Origin of the sequence: Pseudomonas migulae NBRC 103157 (genome assembly GCF_002091715.1) — a bacterium.
Classification (GTDB): domain Bacteria; phylum Pseudomonadota; class Gammaproteobacteria; order Pseudomonadales; family Pseudomonadaceae; genus Aquipseudomonas; species Aquipseudomonas migulae_A.
In genome coordinates, this window is record NZ_BDAG01000001.1 from 342,871 (window position 1) to 360,591 (window position 17,721).

17 protein-coding genes are annotated in these 17,721 nt (G+C 56.8%); 10 read left to right on the plus strand and 7 right to left on the minus strand.

Annotation, left to right across the window (positions count from 1 at the left end; genetic code table 11):
- Positions 1 to 148: 148 nt before the first annotated feature.
- Positions 149 to 1,039: a 4-hydroxybenzoate octaprenyltransferase gene (gene ubiA / locus PMI01S_RS01630; protein WP_084317720.1), complete on the minus strand. Its 891-nt coding sequence runs from the start codon at positions 1,037 to 1,039 to the stop codon at positions 149 to 151.
- Positions 1,039 to 1,590, minus strand: coding sequence for a chorismate--pyruvate lyase family protein (locus tag PMI01S_RS01635; RefSeq protein ID WP_084317721.1), 552 nt, complete (start codon positions 1,588 to 1,590; stop codon positions 1,039 to 1,041). Before PMI01S_RS01635 ends, ubiA begins: the two co-directional genes overlap by 1 nt.
- Before the next feature lie 201 nt (positions 1,591 to 1,791).
- Between PMI01S_RS01635 and PMI01S_RS01640 the strand changes: the two genes are divergently transcribed.
- The 3 genes from PMI01S_RS01640 (at position 1,792) to PMI01S_RS01650 (ending at position 3,598) form a co-directional block, all read left to right on the plus strand.
- Positions 1,792 to 1,959 carry a rubredoxin gene (locus tag PMI01S_RS01640; protein WP_084317722.1) on the plus strand — a complete coding sequence of 56 codons (168 nt, stop codon included), beginning with the start codon at positions 1,792 to 1,794 and terminating at the stop codon, positions 1,957 to 1,959.
- A 21-nt stretch (positions 1,960 to 1,980) separates the two neighbouring features.
- The gene (locus tag PMI01S_RS01645) at positions 1,981 to 3,129 is read left to right on the plus strand and encodes an NAD(P)/FAD-dependent oxidoreductase (RefSeq protein ID WP_084317723.1); all 1,149 of its coding nucleotides are present in this window, start codon (positions 1,981 to 1,983) and stop codon (positions 3,127 to 3,129) included.
- Positions 3,130 to 3,322: 193 nt separating this feature from the next.
- Positions 3,323 to 3,598 carry an HU family DNA-binding protein gene (locus PMI01S_RS01650; RefSeq protein WP_003213368.1) on the plus strand — a complete coding sequence of 92 codons (276 nt, stop codon included), beginning with the start codon at positions 3,323 to 3,325 and terminating at the stop codon, positions 3,596 to 3,598.
- Between the two features lie 221 nt (positions 3,599 to 3,819).
- Here the strand turns inward: PMI01S_RS01650 and PMI01S_RS01655 are convergent, their stop codons facing one another.
- From PMI01S_RS01655 to PMI01S_RS01680, 5 genes are all read right to left on the minus strand, one after another.
- Positions 3,820 to 4,215 (minus strand): DUF6124 family protein, encoded by a 396-nt coding sequence (locus tag PMI01S_RS01655; protein WP_084317724.1) that lies wholly within the window; start codon positions 4,213 to 4,215, stop codon positions 3,820 to 3,822.
- A gap of 403 nt (positions 4,216 to 4,618) precedes the next feature.
- On the minus strand, positions 4,619 to 6,955 hold the full coding sequence (locus PMI01S_RS01660; protein WP_084317725.1) for a lipase family protein: 2,337 nt from the start codon (positions 6,953 to 6,955) through the stop codon (positions 4,619 to 4,621).
- A complete protein-coding gene (locus tag PMI01S_RS01665) occupies positions 6,952 to 7,743 on the minus strand; it encodes a hypothetical protein (RefSeq protein WP_084317812.1) in 792 nt (263 codons plus the stop codon). The genes PMI01S_RS01660 and PMI01S_RS01665 overlap by 4 nt, the downstream gene beginning before the upstream one ends.
- A gap of 524 nt (positions 7,744 to 8,267) precedes the next feature.
- Entirely contained in the window at positions 8,268 to 9,116 is an 849-nt protein-coding gene (locus PMI01S_RS01675) for a DUF4123 domain-containing protein (RefSeq protein WP_084317726.1), read from the minus strand.
- Positions 9,113 to 11,140, minus strand: coding sequence for a type VI secretion system Vgr family protein (locus PMI01S_RS01680; protein ID WP_084317727.1), 2,028 nt, complete (start codon positions 11,138 to 11,140; stop codon positions 9,113 to 9,115). Before PMI01S_RS01680 ends, PMI01S_RS01675 begins: the two co-directional genes overlap by 4 nt.
- 675 nt (positions 11,141 to 11,815) lie before the next feature.
- On the opposite strand from PMI01S_RS01680, the gene tssA reads away from it, so the two are divergent.
- The 7 genes from tssA to PMI01S_RS01715 are packed head-to-tail and all read left to right on the plus strand — an operon-like array spanning position 11,816 to position 17,718.
- Positions 11,816 to 13,372, plus strand: a complete 1,557-nt coding sequence (tssA, locus tag PMI01S_RS01685) for a type VI secretion system protein TssA (RefSeq protein ID WP_084317728.1) — start codon at positions 11,816 to 11,818, stop codon at positions 13,370 to 13,372.
- 32 nt (positions 13,373 to 13,404) lie between these two features.
- The gene (gene tssB, locus PMI01S_RS01690; protein ID WP_084317729.1) at positions 13,405 to 13,908 is read left to right on the plus strand and encodes a type VI secretion system contractile sheath small subunit; all 504 of its coding nucleotides are present in this window, start codon (positions 13,405 to 13,407) and stop codon (positions 13,906 to 13,908) included.
- Positions 13,909 to 13,933: 25 nt separating this feature from the next.
- Complete coding sequence (tssC, locus tag PMI01S_RS01695; protein ID WP_017341541.1) at positions 13,934 to 15,409, plus strand: type VI secretion system contractile sheath large subunit; 1,476 nt, start codon at positions 13,934 to 13,936, stop codon at positions 15,407 to 15,409.
- A gap of 14 nt (positions 15,410 to 15,423) precedes the next feature.
- A complete protein-coding gene (gene tssE, locus PMI01S_RS01700) occupies positions 15,424 to 15,831 on the plus strand; it encodes a type VI secretion system baseplate subunit TssE (RefSeq protein WP_084317730.1) in 408 nt (135 codons plus the stop codon).
- Positions 15,832 to 15,865: 34 nt separating this feature from the next.
- The gene (locus tag PMI01S_RS01705; protein WP_235864454.1) at positions 15,866 to 16,243 is read left to right on the plus strand and encodes a hypothetical protein; all 378 of its coding nucleotides are present in this window, start codon (positions 15,866 to 15,868) and stop codon (positions 16,241 to 16,243) included.
- Positions 16,244 to 16,286: 43 nt separating this feature from the next.
- On the plus strand, positions 16,287 to 16,805 hold the full coding sequence (locus tag PMI01S_RS01710) for a PAAR domain-containing protein (RefSeq protein ID WP_084317731.1): 519 nt from the start codon (positions 16,287 to 16,289) through the stop codon (positions 16,803 to 16,805).
- Complete coding sequence (locus PMI01S_RS01715; RefSeq protein WP_084317732.1) at positions 16,798 to 17,718, plus strand: hypothetical protein; 921 nt, start codon at positions 16,798 to 16,800, stop codon at positions 17,716 to 17,718. The genes PMI01S_RS01710 and PMI01S_RS01715 overlap by 8 nt, the downstream gene beginning before the upstream one ends.
- Positions 17,719 to 17,721: the final 3 nt, after the last annotated feature.

Consider the following 17,721-nt stretch of genomic DNA (forward strand, 5'->3'; position numbering starts at 1 on the left):
TAGGAGCGAGCTTACTCGCGATGAGCGTGAACGATGACGCGGGTTGTCAGCAGAAACGCGTCGGCTTCAAACTCATCGCGAGCAAGCTGGCTCCCAAAAATACGGTCAACTGCAGAGGCGAGGCTTGCCCGCGAAGGCATCTGCTGCCTCAACGCAATCCGTAATCCAGCACAATCCCCACAAAAATCGCCAACCCCGCCCAGTGATTGTGCAAAAACGCGTTGAAGCACCGCATCCGGTCCTTGCCACGGGTGTACCAGAACTCCCACGCAAAACAGCCCGCCGCCGCCAGCAATCCCAGGTGGAACCAGCCACCGAGCTCGAATTTCGACCCGGCCAGCAACAGGCAACCCAGCGCCAACCCTTGCAGCGTCAGGATGATCACCCGGTCTGCGTCGCCAAACAGAATCGCTGTGGATTTAACGCCGATCTTCAAGTCATCGTCGCGGTCGGTCATCGCGTAATACGTGTCGTAACCCACCGTCCACAGCAAATTGGCGATCCACAGCAGCCACGCCGCCGCCGGCAGTTCGCCGGTTTCGGCGGTGAACGCCATCGGCATCCCCCAGGAAAACGCCGCGCCCAGTACCACTTGCGGGTAATAGGTGTAGCGCTTCATGAACGGGTAAGTGAAGGCCAGCGCCAAACCGCCGAACGATAACCACACCGTTGCCGCATTGGTGCACAACACCAGCAGGAAACTCACGCTCATCAGCAGTGCAAAGAACACCAGTGCTTCTTTGGAGCTGATCTTGCCGCTCGGCAGCGGGCGCTGTTCGGTACGCTTCACATGGCCATCGACCTTGCGGTCCGCCCAGTCGTTGATCACGCACCCGCCGGCGCGGGTCAGCACCACGCCGAGTACGAAGATCACCACGTTGGCCAGCGACGGCGAACCTTTGCCGGCAATCCACAACGCCCACAGCGTCGGCCACAGCAGCAGGTAAATGCCGATTGGCTTGTCCATGCGCGTCAGCTGAATGAAATCCCAGGCCCGAGGGTTCAAGCGGTTCAGAGATTTGAGCAGGCTCTGGTACATCAGCAGTTCTCCGGATGGGCGCGGGCGGCGAGCCACAAGGTCGGCAGGAAAATCTCGGCCACCAGCACGCTCAAGGCGCCACGGTCGAAGCGCGAGCGACGGCCCCACAACTCGGCTGCCCGGCACTCCAGTGGCAGCCATTGCTGAGGATAGTGACAAACCTCGATGGCGCGGCGCTGAAACGCCTGATCACAGAACAGTAATTCGCCCAGCGAGCGGCTGCCCAGTTCATCCATGTGCAACCCGTCGCCCTGCAACGCGCTACGCGCCGCCACGCTGCGGGCAAACACCCAGGCTTCGCCGTGGCCGCGCAAATACACCTCGCGCACCCAGCCTTCGCTGCCTTCGGCCAGATCCAGCGCAGCACACTCGTCCGCGCGCAGCGTCTGCCAGCCTTCGAACAATGGCGTGACGCTGAAACCGTCATTCGACAAACGGCTCAGGCGTCGGGTCAGCGAGCCTTCGTCGAACAGCCAGTCGAGGGTAGAAGCGTCGGGGAGGGGCGCGAGTCGGCTTTGGGGGAGCCAGAATGGAGGTTTTGAGTGCGGCACAGTGAGTCATTATTGGCAGCAAATGAGGCGGCGAGCTTACCATGTCACTCGGCGATTTTGATTGAACCGGCGCGCCATTGCGCCGAACAGGCTTGCATCTGCCGGGCCCGATCAGTACAAAACGCCCTGAGCCGGACGGCAACGCTGCAACCATCGACCGTTCGCGCCGGCAATAAGCCTGAACCCTGAGGAAGTACCTGAATGAAAAAGTGGCAATGTGTGGTCTGCGGCCTGATCTATAACGAAGCCGACGGCTGGCCGGATGACGGCATTGCGCCGGGCACCGCTTGGCAAGACGTGCCGGAAGACTGGCTGTGCCCGGACTGCGGCGTTGGCAAGATGGATTTCGAAATGATCGAAATCAACTAAGGCATTTGAGAGGAGTAAGGAATGAACGCACCTGTCGTGATCGTCGGCACCGGGCTCGCTGGCTACAACCTGGCCCGGGAGTTTCGCAAACTCGATAGCGAAACCCCGCTGCTGCTGATTACCGCCGATGACGGGCGCTCCTACTCCAAGCCAATGCTCTCCACGGGCTTCGGCAAGAACAAAGACGCCGACGGCCTGAGCATGGCCGAACCCGGCGCCATGGCCGAACAGTTGAAGGCCGAAGTGCGCACCCACACGCGCATCAGCGGCATTGATCCTGGCCACAAACGCCTGTGGATCGGCGAAGAATCGGTGATCTACCGCGACCTGATCTTGGCCTGGGGCGCCGAAACCGTGCGCGTGCCTATCGAGGGTGACGCGGCGGATGCCGTGTTTCCGATCAACGACCTCGAAGATTACGCGCGCTTTCGTGCGGCCGCGGCTGGCAAGCGTCGGGTGCTGTTGCTCGGTGCCGGGCTGATCGGGTGTGAGTTCGCCAACGATCTGATCCTCGGCGGTTACGAGGTGCAACTGGTTGCACCGTGCGAACAGGTCATGCCGACCTTGCTGCACCCGGCGGCAGCCGCTGCGGTCCAGGCCGGGCTGGAAAGCCTCGGCGCACGTTTTTACCTCGGGCCGGTGCTCAACCGCTTGCAGCGTGTTGAAGATGGATTGGAAGCGCATCTGTCAGACGGTCAGGTCATCCCGTGCGACGTGGTGGTGTCGGCCATCGGCCTGCGACCGCGCATCGACCTCGCGGCCGCGGCCGGCGTGCAGGTCAATCGTGGCGTGGTGGTCGACCGTCACCTGAAAACCTCTCACGCCAATATCTATGCACTGGGCGACTGCGCCGAAGTCGACGGGCTGAATCTTCTGTACGTGATGCCCCTCATGAGCTGTGCGAGAGCGCTGGCACAAACCCTCGCCGGAAACCCGACAGCGGTGAGCTACGGCGCGATGCCGATTACCGTCAAAACGCCGGTTTGCCCGTTGGTGGTTTCGCCGCCGCCACGGGGTTTGGAAGGCGTCTGGACCGTCGAAGGGCAGGGCGCGGACATCAAGGTTTTATGCCGCGATGCCGCCGGAAAGCTGCTCGGTTATGCCCTGACAGGCGCGGCGGTGATGGAAAAACTTGCACTGAACAAAGAGCTTCCACCGCTGCTGGCGTAAATACCGGTCGTTCTGTCGGAATCACCCCGCTTTTGCCCCTACAAACGTCGCGCCGAGACTGGCGCGGCTCTTCTGTGCGTGCCATTCTCACTCCCGTCTGCCGCAGAGTAGAGCACCTGCGGCGCTTTGGGCGCTGTTCCAACGAGAACAGCACGGACATAACAACAAAAAACCGTCAAAGGGGCTTCACTAAATGCGTAAACCAGAACTCGCCGCCGCCATCGCGGAAAAAGCAGATCTCACCAAAGAACAGGCCAACCGCGTTCTCAACGCCGTTCTCGAAGAAATCACCGGCGCCCTGCACCGCAAGGACAGCGTGACGCTGGTCGGCTTCGGCACCTTCCTGCAACGCCACCGCGGCGCCCGCACCGGCAAAAACCCGCAAACCGGTGAGCCAGTAAAAATCAAGGCCAGCAACACCGTTGCATTCAAGCCAGGCAAATCGTTGAAAGACAGCGTTAATCCGTAACACGCACCGACTGCCCGCCTAGCGGGTGAGCGGAACAAAAAATGGGCACGCCAACCAGGTTGGGTGCCCATTTTTTTATGGCTGACGAACGCACATAAGACGCACGACCACCTGTAGGAGCCGGCTTGCTGGCGATCGCGGTAGATCAATCAACATCAATGTTGCCTGACACACCGCCATCGCCAGCAAGCCGGCTCCTACAGGTTTACGTGCGTGGCGAATCAGCCGGTTCGACTTTGTTGCCTGGCGAAAATCGCCGCCATTTCCGGATCATCGAGGTGATCCAGCGCACGCTCCACCAACAAATGCACCCCGTCGGCCATGCGGCTGAGCGCCAGGGCTACGGAGCGGCGTGAGCCGTCCACATCGTCGGCGAGGTCGGCGGCGATGGCGCTGATGGATAGCAGGTCTTCCGAGGCGTTGGCGAGGAGGGCTTCAGTGTTGATGCCGGGGCAGACGCTGAAGAGTTGGCCGCTGCGTTTCGGTGGTTTGGGTTCGGTTGGCGGGAAGTGATGGTCGAGAGCGCGTTCGGCGGCTTCGTTGAGTTTGTTTGAGTCGGGGCTTTCGTATGGGGAGATTGGGTCGGTGTCTGGCGGGTTGGGAGTTACCTTGAACATGATCTTCAATTCCTTGAGTGATGCCGACACCACTTCGCCGACTAAACGAAGGGGTGGCAGCTGTACGCAGGTTAGTCGGACCGGGGAATTGAAGAAGCCGGCGCACCCGAAGGTGCCCTACGCACAGCCACCATCAAATGCAGGTTGGAAATACCTGCCTGACGGACGCTTGTGCATCTTCAATTACCAGCGAGCGACTAAACCCGGTCACTGATGAGCAGTGACACGAACCAAGTTACCGACCGCCCCCAAGGCGCACAAGCCGGCGGATTCTGGCGTAGCCGTAGGCAACGACGCAAGGTGTTGTAGCTCTCAGGAAGTAACTTACAAGGCTTTTAAACAAGCTCGGTCAGACATGTTTAAGTGGCAGCGACACTGCCACTTTTTTTGATTCTGGCAAGCGCTACACAATCGAATCGATATCCAAATGGAACGGTTTGCCCACCGCATGCCCGCCCGTAATTGCCGCAATAGCCGCGTCATTGTCTTCGGGGGGTGACGGAATCATCGCCAGTGGATCGTGGTCAATATTTTTCGGATGGGCTCTCCAACGTAGCAGGCTTTCTTGCACCCACTCGGACTGGTCGGCATGGCTGCCATAAACATCGGCCACGGTGACTGTGTGCTTGTGCGGCGCCTCCAGGCGAGTCTGGGTCATCCGGAGATTTTCGACTTCTTTTTCAAGATCCCTGATGTCTTGGGCATCTCGCTGAGGATTGGCATAAGCGCGAGACTGCTTTTCGATTTTCGTGCTCAATGCTCTCAGTTGCCCTCTGACGTTTTCCAGATTGGCGTTGACCCGTTCAAATTCCGTCAACGTCACCCGCGGACGTTTTTTTTCTTGCGCTTCCTGCCAGCGGCGCAGGGTGGCCCAGCAGCCGGGAATGTAACTGCCAACCATCGAGTGATGGCCGCCGTCTATTATTTGCCGCAGGAATGAACCACGCTTGGGCAAGCCATTAGTCTGTCGCAGCGCCTCGGCGTAGCCATGGTCGTTGATCGTGCTGCAACCCGGTTCCCAGAGAATGGAGGATTTACGTCCATCGTCGAAGTCCACCGGCATGAAGTGACGCAAATTGCCGTGATGCCCATAGGGGTCACCCGTGAAGTTGATGATCCCGCCGATGAAGAATGCCAAACCACCGACCGGCTGGAGGGCAAGTACCGCTCCATGGGTGGCATACACCGGAACGCGGTTGGACGGCGTGTTCATCCAGGTGGAAGGAACGCTCGGTACGGGGTCGTTGTGGAAGACGATGCGATGGTGTTTTAGCGGTTCTGCAGCTTCGATAAAGGTTGAGTCGGCGGCGCGTGGGGCGCCGTAGGTGTAAAGCACGATTTCCGGTTGATACCGTTTATTGCGTCGCAGCATCTCAGCAAGTAACAGCGCTACCGCACCGCCAAGGCTGTGCCCGCAAATCACCAACTTTTGCCCGTTGTAGAATTTTTCCAAGTACTTCACAGCAAACGTGTAGGCCACTTTGGCAGCCCGATAAAAACCGTTGTGCACTTTGCCATCCCCTTCCTCGAAGGGAACTTGGTGGGCATCTGCATCAAGCCAGGCGTCGGGCAATTTCTCACTGGTTCCTCTGACACTGACCAATATCAACTCGTCGTGATGGCTGATAAAGGCCTGAGTGTCCGAGCTTTCCGCTAGTTTTCGATCATCGAGGAAGTGCAGCTTCGCTGGGTGTTCCTGCTCCTCACCCAACTCAGGGGCGTTGACCTCTGGATACAATTGCGGATCGAACGGCACCACTTCCAGACGTTTGGAGTAGGGCACCTCTTCATACAAGGGGTAAAACTTCGCAGTCTGTGAGTCATCGACTTGCCACAGCTCTTCAAATTGCGGCAAAGCGTGACCGAACCAATTGCCGCTGCTGGGCCGTAATGGAAATGACACGCTGTCGGTGGTTACGGGCTGGGTGTTTGGTTCTTGACCAAAATCGGTGTAACTCAATGTCGACATCAGTGCCAGTTGATAAAGGTTGAGTGCGCAAAACTCGTTGCTGGTCGACAACATCGGCCGCAGCGCCCTCATCGGGCGTACTTCCAACACATGATGTTTGTTCGGCAGTAAAGCGATGCCTTTTGGCTTGGGCGTCGGCGGGGCGAACCCCAGTTCGGACATGCCCATGTCTGCCGGGGTCATGACAGCGCCCATTCCTCCATCCGTGGCACCTTTATTCTGAAGCGTGAATGATCTGGTTTTTGCGGGCTGGCGGAACAGCGTGTGTAGCACCGTGTTGGGTGGGGCGCTGCGCGAGGTCAAGGGCGGCAAATGCGCAACATGCTTGACCAGTTCGCTCACTTCAACCTGGTAATAGGCTTCGGGATCAGCGAGGTCTTTTGCTGGATTTGCGAGAGTGCGTACGCCTGATATATCGAAAAAGCGGGCTTTTTCGGCGCGTACTTGTAGTTCAGTGATGGGGAGTGGGTAGTTCGGTCTATCTCTTAGATCCTTGTAAAGCTCTTCTGATCCTTGGAAGGGCTGATCGACTTTGAGCATTACTGGGCCGCAGTAGTGGTTATCCACTTTTCCGGCGCCTGTAGCATCCAATTTGCCGGTGTAGACAGCGTCTTCGTAATCGATGACTTCATAAATCAAGCCTGCATAGGCTTTGCCGTCGCCGAATTCGTCTACTAACTGAAAGCTCGTCGAGTGACCGCGTAATGGGCAGGCGTGGATATTTCCCCCCATAAAAGGCACATCACTTACTGCTAAAGTTTGAATGCTCATTTGGTTTCGTCCTTGTCTTCCGTGCAGCCCGGGTAAATGGTGCAGATCCGTTCATCCACCATTCTGAAACTGCTGAAATCTTTGTAATTTCCATTGCAATAGCCACGCTGGTCTTCAATGCCTTTTCCCATACAGCGCTTCCAGCCTCCCGGGACTTTGACCCAAGTGTCACCCCAGCCTGGCAGTTCTTCACCCGCTAGCTTGATTTTCAGCTTTACAGTTTTCCCCGGTAACTGAGTCAGTGTGTAGGCCGTGAAAGGACGACCTCGGGCGATATTTCCCTGCTCATCCATTCTTTTGCAAGTAAGCAGTTTTATCAGGTAGCGCTTGGGGCCGACTGTGCGAAATGCCCACTGGCATTCACCAAAGAACTCACCTACGCCGTCAGTGTTGAAGGTGCCCATTTGTCGCTCTAACAACTCTGGACGCACGGCAATTGCGGCATAGTCAGTGCTTCTATCACTTCGTTCCGGGCCAAAGATGCCCGTCACTTCAACCTCCACACGGTTCAACGCCAGCGGACAGCCGCTCACGGTTCTGTAAAGCGGGATCTCGGAAGTCGCTTCGTATTCCATGTAGACCTTGTTGAAACCGAGCTGAGTACCTTTCCCACCCGGCACGGTGCACGTCTGCCCTTTGGCGGGCACGTAGTTGGCCGTCAGTTCGTACTTGAAGTCAGGCGGGAAATCGGGAACGAAGGTAAATTTCTCCCGCTTTCCAACAGCAGCACAACCCAAAGTAAGGGAAAGAGCAGCGGAGAGGGTTAAGCTTTGAATAACCCGTTTCACGTGCAAAGCAGCTCCACAGCACCCCAGCGCTTTTTGATGTTTCATAGGCTTTCATCCTTGTTTTCCGTGCAGCCAAAGTAAACGGGGGAAGTGTTGCGATCAGCCGGTATGTAGAAGGTCACTTCCCTTCTGCGCTTACCTTTGATTATCCGGAGAATTTTCCACACAAAGCGTTCCCTTTGTAGCTATGAACTAAAGGTCCTAGAAACATAAGAGGGCCGCACGCATAAAAATCAGAGTTGAATTTTTGGTCCTTGTACACCTTGCATACAGGCAGCATTAATGGGATTGGTAAAATTAGAGCCCATAGCGTAATCCCACACCACTCACGGGTTGTTTTGTCTCCGCTGCGTGTATAAGGATCAGGTGTTTTTAGTGTGTAACCAATGCAACCAGTCAAAGAGGTCGTAATCAAAATTACGATCATTCTGTTTGCTACTAATTTAATTTTTTTCATATTGTCGTTTTGAACGTTCGCATTGATTGGGTGATTTCGTACGTTTTTAAGGTACTGACGACGCGCTTTATAAGTGTGCATCTCCCTCCCAATAAAGCACTTGCTGATACACCCGCTCAAAATGCGCCGCTGAGTCCTCCTCCGGCTTCGGTTGCCATTTCTTGGGTGGCAAGTACCCCGGCGCTTTCAAGCACTGAGTCAGCAAAAAATGCACCTGCTCAGGTTGCTGCCAGCCCCACAAACGGGCCAATTGAATCAAGCCCCACAACCAGTCATCCACATCGCGCTCTGTGGCAAGGGCAACCAAGGCTTCGGTGTGTTCACGGACCAAGTAGCGGCGCGTGTTATCGAACTGCACATTCGCGTAGACAATCTCCGGCGTCGGAGTTTTCAACCAGGCAGGATCGACTGGCAGCGGATGTTCGCCGGGGTCAGGGTTGTCCGTGACCGTCCATTGCTCGGCGTGCCAGTAACAGACGCTGGCGATCGGCCCCAGATAATCGGCGTATTGCTCAGATTGCAGATAGCTGAGGGCGCGCGCCAATACGCGATTATCGTGGAAGCGATACAGCGCCAGATTCGGGCGCTCACCGACCACCAGCCGGTCGCGCCAGTGGGTGACCAAGGCATCAAGGTCCGTAGGCGCGGCACTGGCCAGCCAACCCCAGTGACGCTCAGGCGTGGCGAGCAGCGCCTGGATGACCGGATGGTTGACGGTTCCGATCCGAAAAAGAACTGGGCCTGCTTGCGCCATTGAATTCGCCGCCGTGCCCACATACAGATTGCGGTACTGATCGGCGCCCAGTTCCTTGGTTAATGCGTTGCGCTCGTCGAGCTGACCGTCAGAGTCGAGCACCAGATAGAGTTCCCGTGCGGACCGGGATTGATCGAACAGCCATTGTTCAAGGGTATTCATGCGACTTCTCCGATGCTGCATTGGCCAGCAAGACAGGCCTCGCAAAGCGGGCAGTAGTCCGCCGCCTGCTGTCGGGCGCTGGCGACGATGGACATTGGGTTGGCGATAGCGGCATTCGCAGTGCGAGCCGGAGCTTGTAGCGCCTGTAACGGCTGAATACCCGCCAGTGGCGCACCGCCCTCGACGATGGGCACGCTGCTGAAAATCCCGCCCGCGTTGATGACAATGTGGTGACCTCCCGCCGTAAGCGTCAGGCTCATGCCCGCATCGATCACTACGTTGGTGGCGGTGACATGAGCCTGTTGACCAGCCTGAATCACCAGCGAACCCGCGGACGTCGTGCTGCTGTTGCCGCTGATAGTGATCAACTCGTCACCGCCGATCACCGTGCTGCGCGCGCCTTGGGTGGTGTGTAATTCCTTGCCCCTGATCAGGCTGGTGCTGTTGTTGTCCACCTGTTCGAAGCGGTCGTTGTTGATCAGGCTGTGGCTGTCGTTGAGGATCAGTTGCTCGATGTCGCGTTGTGCGCGCAGGTAGATTTTTTCCTGCCCGGTGCGGTCTTCAATTGCCAGTTCGTTGTAGCCGCCACTGCGTGGCGAACTTTGGCTGCGCAGCACCGTTCTGGTTTTGTGCTCGGGCAGTGGATGCGCGACGGACATGACCGTGTTGGCCACGCACCCGGTGATCAACGGTTGATCCGGATCGCCTTCCTGAAAAGTCACGACCACTTCCATCCCGACGCGCGGGATCGTCACGGCCCCGAATCCCTCGCCGGCCCAACTGGAGGCAACCCGTAGCCAGCAACTGCTTTTTTCGCTGTTGAGTTCTGCTCGATCCCAAGGCATTTCGACGCGAACCCGGCCGTATTCGTCGCAAAAAATTTCCTCTCCGGGCGGGCCTGTGACACGAGCGGTCTGGCAGACCAGTACAGGTTTTCGGGGGGGCAGAGGAGGGCGGTAGAGCACGTCTGACGGAATAGCGCTGAAACTGTTGCGGTAGCCTTGAGTGAAACCGTTGGCGGGTTTGTCGTCGCTGACGAACGCTTCTTCCAGAGATTGCGGTTGTTTCCCTTCGTGACGAAGGCTCATCAGCAACCACAAGCCGTTGCAGGTTGTGCGCGGGTGTTCGGTCAGGTCGAACAAGTAACCGCTACGCAGCGTCGGCTGATTGCTTGCTCCCTCGACCAACTGATAGTCGCTACGGTGTCGCTCCAGTGCCTGGCGGACGAGCTGTTTGCCATGTTTCTCAGACTTCATCAGCAGCGGATAGCGGTAGTCTTCAAGCTCGGGGGTGAATTCTGCGGTGAAGCTACTTTCCAGCAACAGACCAGGGCGTTTCTGGTCATAGTCGCGGCGTGTGACCGTGCTGGTGCGGGTGCTGAAACCCATGGCAAACCGGTGGACGACCGGATGCTCGGCGACCATGCCGGCGCCTTGCCGATAGGGGGTTGCGCCGAGGGTCGGTAAAAAGACCTGGTCGTCGGTGAACACCAGCAAATGACTTTCAGGCGAATGCTGGTGATGCCAGGCAATACCGTCTTCAGCGCACAGACGCTGGACGAATTCGAAGTCACTTTCCCCATATTGGGTGCAAAACTCGCGCTTGACGCTGGTGCTGACATGGAAGGTAAACACATCCGTCCGCATGCCATGTTTTTGGAGAACCTGAGTGATGATTTGTGGCACGGTCAGATTCTGGAAAATCCGTTGGTTGTGGCTGAACTTTAAGTAGTAGAGGGTGGGGACCAGTGTCAGCTGATAGCGGGTCAGGCGTTTTCCAGATTCGCCCCCAACCACATTTTCGATATGGCCATGAATGCCCTCGCCGTTGAGGCCGAATTGAAGAAAGGCGGGTTGGTTGAGCAAGCTTTCCAGATCGAAATCCGGATGCTCGCTGACCAGGTCGACCTGAATCGAATACAAGGCGCTGATGGTTTCCGTGCCTTCGAAGGCCAGCACTTTGAAGTCGTTGCGAATCGTCGGGATCAGGAGGGTGAACTGGGCAAGATTGGCCGATGCAAGCATGCGCTTATCCTTTTGCTTCGTAGTCGCTCGTCCTTAAGCTGAAAGAAAAAATCGGCGAAACCGGGCCATACGTGCCCGGATTAAGTCGCCAAAATGCCGGGCACGCTAACAAGGCATGCAAAGTATTGATGTAGGAAGGATCTTGAAGAGTGGTGTGATATTTCCCAGATACCCGAAGTTCCATTTTGGAACTTTGTTTTAAGTTCAAAGTGGCCATCATAGTGATGGCACTTTTCTTATCGGCAGTTGTCACTCGTCGTTTTATTCATCGATGCCGTAACATTTCGGAATGCTCCTACATTTATATTTTTTAGTTTTTGGCATGCTGCGCGCCTGCCAAAGGGAGCAATCGGCAATGAATATGCGGTTTATTCAGGTGAAAGAAGCGGAGGCCTCTACCTCAACGGTTTCAGGACGTTGGGTCGAGCGCTGAATTATTAAACTGACATCAGGGATCCCCTTGCTACATATAGGGAGATCTCCTACGAGAGATAAACGCGCTTCGTCTTATTGTTTAATCGGGTGCTTGCTAGTGGCCATCATCGTGAGTACGATGCGCCCACTTTGAAAGAGCACGATCTCAATTGGATGAGAAATTTCGCAGCTCTTTGATTCTGTCCCTCGCCGTTGAAACTCCAATGCGCGTATGACCGTAATCCAAACTAAAGGCCATGGATGTCCTACTCAAGCAAACTTTCTGCTCATTACCTCGATCTCGCAAAAGCCTCTGTTTCCAAAGAGAATTTCGCGGGCGAGGATGTTCGCTTTTCGAGCGAATATGAGGCATTGGAAAGCGAGCTGGCGAAAGCTTCGTCCATGCACGAAAGCGGTCAGATCGACTGGCTGAAAATCCGTGAAACCAGCGAAAACCTGTTGCGCACCCAATCCAAGGATTTACGCGTCGGCGCCTGGCTGACCTGGGCCCTGTATCAGCGCGAATCCTTTCAAGGCCTGCTCGCCGGCCTCGGTTTGTTGCATCACCTGTGCGAAAACCACTGGGCTGAAGTCCACCCGAACAAGGCCCGCACGCGCTCCGCTGCGATCAGTTGGCTGGTACCGCGTCTTGAGCAGGTGCTGACCGAAAACGTCGCGATCAAAGAGCAGTTGCCGATGTTCCGCCGTCTGGTGGAACACCTGGAAGGCCTCGACGCCGCGTGCACCGAGCACCTGGGTGACGACGCGCCGTTGCTGCTGCCAATCTCCCGCCGTCTGAAAAACATGGTGCAACGCGCCGCCGACAACCAGCCGGAACCAGGCGTGGTCGGTGCGGCCGTGGCTCAGGTCAAACAAGTCGCGACGCAACTTTTAACGCCCGGCGCGCCGATCGACAACGAAAAAGAAGCCCACAAAGCCCTGCGCGCGCAGCAAGAAAGCGCCCGGCCGTTGTGCGCCTGGTGGCTCAAGCAGAAAGCCACCGACCTGCGTGCCCTGCGCCTCAATCGCACGCTGTTGTGGTTGCCCATCGACGCTGTCCCCGAACGTAATGCCGAGCAGATCACCGTGCTGCGCGGCTTGCCCGCCGACAAGCTCAAGGCCTATCAGGACCGTTACGACCAGGGCAAATACGCTGACCTGTTGGTGGAACTGGAGGCGAGCCTGGCGAAGGCGCCGTTCTGGTTCGATGGCCAGCGAATGGTCTGGGAATGCCTCCAGGCATTGAACGCCGACATGGCAATGCGCGAAGTGGAAATCCACTTCGCGCTTTTGGTTCAGCGCCTGCCTGGCATCGTCGAATTGCGCTTCCATGACGGCGCTCCGTTTGCCGACCCGGCCACCCGCGCCTGGATCAGCGCCAACGTCATGCCACACCTGCAAAGCGCCAGTGCGCCGCGCAAGGTCGAAGTCGCCGACACCCAACCCGCTTGGGAACTGGCCCTCGAAGAGGTTCTGCCGATTCTGCGCAAGGACGGCCTCAAGGCTGCTGTGCAAATTCTCAAGCAGGGCCTGCAAAGCGCCCATGGCGGGCGCGTGCGGTTCTTCTGGCAGTTCGCCCTCGCGCGGCTGTGCTTCATGGCCAAGAAATACGAACTGGCCAAGACCCAACTCGAAACCCTCGACCAAACATTACAGGACTCAGGCCTGCACGCCTGGGAGCCCGATCTTGCGCTGGAAGTGCTGCATTTACTGCATAGCTGCTGCGAGTTGTTGCCGCAGAACCATGCCGTACGTGAACGCAAGGAAGAGATTTATCGCAGGCTGTGCCACCTCGATCTCGAAGTGGTACTCGAATAGGCCCCAGGGCCACAACCGCAAGGAGAAAAGCCATGGCCAAAGAAGGCTCGGTAGCCCCCAAGGAACGCATCAACGTCACGTTCAAACCTGCCACCGGTGGTGCCCAGGAAGAGATCGAACTGCCGTTGAAACTACTGGCAATCGGTGACTACACCCACCGCAAGGACGAACGCAAAGTCGAAGATCGCAAGCCGATCAGCATCGACAAAATGACCTTCGACGAAGTGCTGGCCAAGCAAGAACTGCAGCTGACACTGAGCGTACCGAACCGTCTTCAGGAAGAAGGTGACACTGAAGAACTGGCCGTGAAACTGCGCGTCAACTCGATGAAGGACTTCAACCCGGCCTCGCTGGTCGAGCAAGTGCCCGAGCTGAAAAAACTGATGGAACTGCGCGACGCGCTGGTGGCCCTCAAAGGCCCGCTGGGTAACGCGCCTGCGTTCCGCAAAGCCATCGAAGGCGTTCTCGCCGACGACGAATTCCGCGGTCGCGTACTGGGTGAGCTGGGCCTGAACGCCGCCGCCCAGGACGCCTGAGTCTCCATCAGCCAAGGAAGCCAACATGAGCACGAGTGCAGCGCAGCAAAAGAGTAACGAGAACGGCGAATACAGCATTCTCGACAGCATCATCGCCGAAACCCGCCTGACGCCGGACGACGAAGCCTACGACATCGCCAAGCGCGGTGTGTCGGCCTTCATCGAAGAGCTGCTCAAGCCGCAGAACAACGGTGAGCCGGTCAAGAAAGCCATGGTTGACCGCATGATCGCCGAGATCGATGCCAAGCTCAGCCGCCAGATGGACGAGATCCTCCACCACCCGGACTTCCAGTCCCTGGAATCGTCGTGGCGTGGCCTGCAGTTGCTGGTCGACCGCACCAACTTCCGCGAAAACATCAAGATCGAAATCCTCAATGTCTCCAAAGAAGACCTGCTGGACGATTTCGAAGATTCGCCGGAAGTGATGCAGGCTGGCCTGTACAAGCACATCTACACCGCGGAATACGGTCAGTTCGGTGGTCAGCCTGTGGGCGCGATCATCGCTAACTACTTCATGTCCCCAAGCTCGCCAGACGTGAAGCTGATGCAGTACGTGTCCAGCGTTGCCTGCATGTCCCACGCGCCGTTCATTGCTGCGGCCGGCCCGAAATTCTTCGGCCTGGAAAGCTTCACCGGCCTGCCGGACCTGAAGGATCTGAAGGATCACTTCGAAGGCCCGCAATTCGCCAAATGGCAGAGCTTCCGTCAGTCGGAAGACTCCCGTTACGTTGGTCTGACCGTGCCGCGTTTCCTGCTGCGCAACCCGTACGACCCGGAAGAAAACCCGGTCAAATCGTTCGTGTACAAAGAAACCGTCGCCAACAGCCACGAGCACTACCTGTGGGGCAACACCGCCTACGCGTTCGGCACCAAGCTGACCGACAGCTTCGCCAAATTCCGCTGGTGCCCGAACATCATCGGCCCGCAGAGCGGTGGCGCGGTTGAAGACCTGCCTTTGCACCACTTCGAAAGCATGGGCGAAATCGAAACCAAGATTCCTACGGAAGTATTGGTCAGCGACCGTCGTGAATACGAACTGGCCGAGGAAGGCTTCATCTCCCTGACCATGCGCAAAGGCTCCGACAACGCGGCGTTCTTCTCCGCGAGCTCGGTGCAGAAGCCGAAGTTCTTCGGCATCAGCGCAGAAGGCAAGGCGGCAGAGCTGAACTACAAGCTCGGTACCCAACTGCCGTACATGATGATCGTCAACCGCCTGGCTCACTACTTGAAAGTGCTGCAGCGCGAGCAACTCGGTTCGTGGAAAGAACGCACCGACCTCGAGCTGGAACTCAACAAGTGGATCCGCCAGTACGTGGCCGACCAGGAAAACCCAAGCGCCGAAGTCCGTGGCCGTCGTCCACTGCGCGCTGCCCAGATCATCGTCAGCGATGTCGAAGGCGAGCCTGGCTGGTACCGCGTCAGCCTGAACGTGCGTCCGCACTTCAAGTACATGGGGGCCGATTTCACCCTGTCGCTGGTTGGCAAGCTGGACAAAGAGTAAGCGGAGCCTAACTCATGACTGGATACGGCAGCCTTTTCGAGCGCCTGGGTGGCGACGCGGACAAACGCGTCGGCTGGAGCCGCGAGGTCTCCGCCATGGCGTCCGTGGCTGCCCATCTGGCCAAGATGCTCAGCACCCGTGCGGGCAGCGTGCAAACGCTGTCCGATTACGGGCTACCCGATCTCAATGACATGCGCTTGAGCCTGCACGACTCCCTGAGTCAGGCCCGCCTGGCCATCGAAAGCTTCATCGAAGCCTACGAACCACGCCTGAGCGATGTGCGTGTCATTTCACTGCCGCGTGAACACGATCAGCTTCGCCTGTCCTTCAGCATCGAAGGCCTGCTGGAAGTTGATGGTTTCAAGCGCCAGGTCAGTTTCGCCGCGCGCCTGGATGGCAGCGGTCAAGTCAAGGTGAGCTAGGGATATGCGAATGAGGGGGCTAAGTACCGTGGCAATGATCGTGCGTCGCGCTTTGCTGCTGATCGCCCTGACTGCCGCTGCTCTGGTGTTGGCTGCTTGCTACATGAAAGTGACGGCTTCAAGGCTCGCTCACATGTACTCCACAGTCTGGAACGAGTCTGGGACTTGTTACATCAACTCCTACATTCCGCAGTATTCGGCTCTTGGTATTCCCGGAAAGATCTTCCGTCTTTTCACCAGTGAAGCCTTTTTCAGGGTGTACGCAAAAGACGGCACGTTGTTGAAGTCGTCTGAATGGTTGATCTGGCAGAACGAATTCACGACGGATGAACGGGCGCAATGGGTAAACGCTCATGCGATCTATCCGACAGCGACGGGTTACGAGGGCTGGAAAATTCCAGTGTGTGGTTGAGCAATGAACAGTCATCAAGCCAAGGTCAATTAAGGAGAGCCCAATGTCAGGAAAACCAGCAGCACGAGTATCCGACCCCACCGCTTGCCCGCTCCCCGGCCACGGCACCAACCCGATCGCCGCCGGTTCCGGCGACGTCTTCTTCGACGGCCTCGCGGCCGCCCGCCAAGGCGATGCCTCGGCGTGTGGTGGTGCGATGTCGGGCGGGTTGGCGACGACGGTTTTGATTAACGGGAAACCGGCTGCGACGGTGGATTCCGTCGGGACGCATGGCAACAAGGTTACGGCCGGGTCCGGGACGGTGATTATCGGGAATTCGCATTCGCCGGTGCCGTTTGTTCCTCCTGTTCCAATGCCAGGTTACTTCAACGATTTTTTTGTTTTGCGGGATGAAGAGGGGAATCCGGTTGCAAATTATGGCTACCGTTTAGAGACCGAGTCCGGTGAGGTCTACGAAGGGGTAACAGACGCCAGCGGTCACACCAAAGCTGTTAGTACTGGCAAAGCTTCCCAGATACTTAAAGTTTCTCTTCTCACCCCAGCAGGTGTCGCGAATGTCTAACGCAACGCCTCTGGCTCAGGCCCCCTCAACGCCTTCGACTAATCGTGACGGACAAGTCGCGACCGTAAAGCTAGCGAAGCTATCAACCTATGAGTTCAACGTCAGGTCGTTTCACCCAGGGAAAACATTTGGCTGGAGCGGCTTTAATTTTGAAGGGGATGCGCGCGGCTTTTCGTTAAAGCCCAGTGGGCTGTCTGGCGTTCAGGGAACGCTAATAACTTCACGTGTATGGCATAAGTTTTTTGTAAAACTGGCAACGAACGAAGTTATTGATACGCAAACGGAGTCGAATGACTCCGGAAAAGCGGGTGCTGAGCATACTCACTATGATGCAGAGTTGAAGCCGAAAGGTGGAAGCTGGCCGTCAATTAAAACTGAAAAGGGTGCGGTTACTACTGTGTGGGTAGACGGTGGTTACGCGGGTGAAAACCACGCTTTTCCGTTTTCTGCAGAAACTAAGAAACTCACAGGTATAACATTCGTACCGAGTCTAGATGTCAGTTACAAAATTATAATGACACTCGATCGAGTCGCTAAGCATTTGGATGTCGTAACGTATATCACCGGTGATGGCTTTCCCAATTGTGAGGCGTTTATTTCTGATTCGTCTGGAAAGTCTATCTTTCTCGGCGTGCATGTTCGAAAGGCGGCGGCACTTGTTGCCTTGTTTGGTGATAAGAAGTATCCAATGATTTCTTCGGCTATTCGAATTGAAGTTGATGATGAGGGGAACTTCAAAGAAAAGCTGGGAAATGAGATGAGAAGGCGGAAGCTAAAAAAGGAACAGCTGGAAATGCGGCCGGTTGAGGAGTGGAACGACTTTTTCATCAACCTAAGCCCCAACGATGGCCGTTGGATGGGCATTTGGGAGGAGCCTATGCCGGACTCCAACACCGAGTCGACATTGAAATGACAT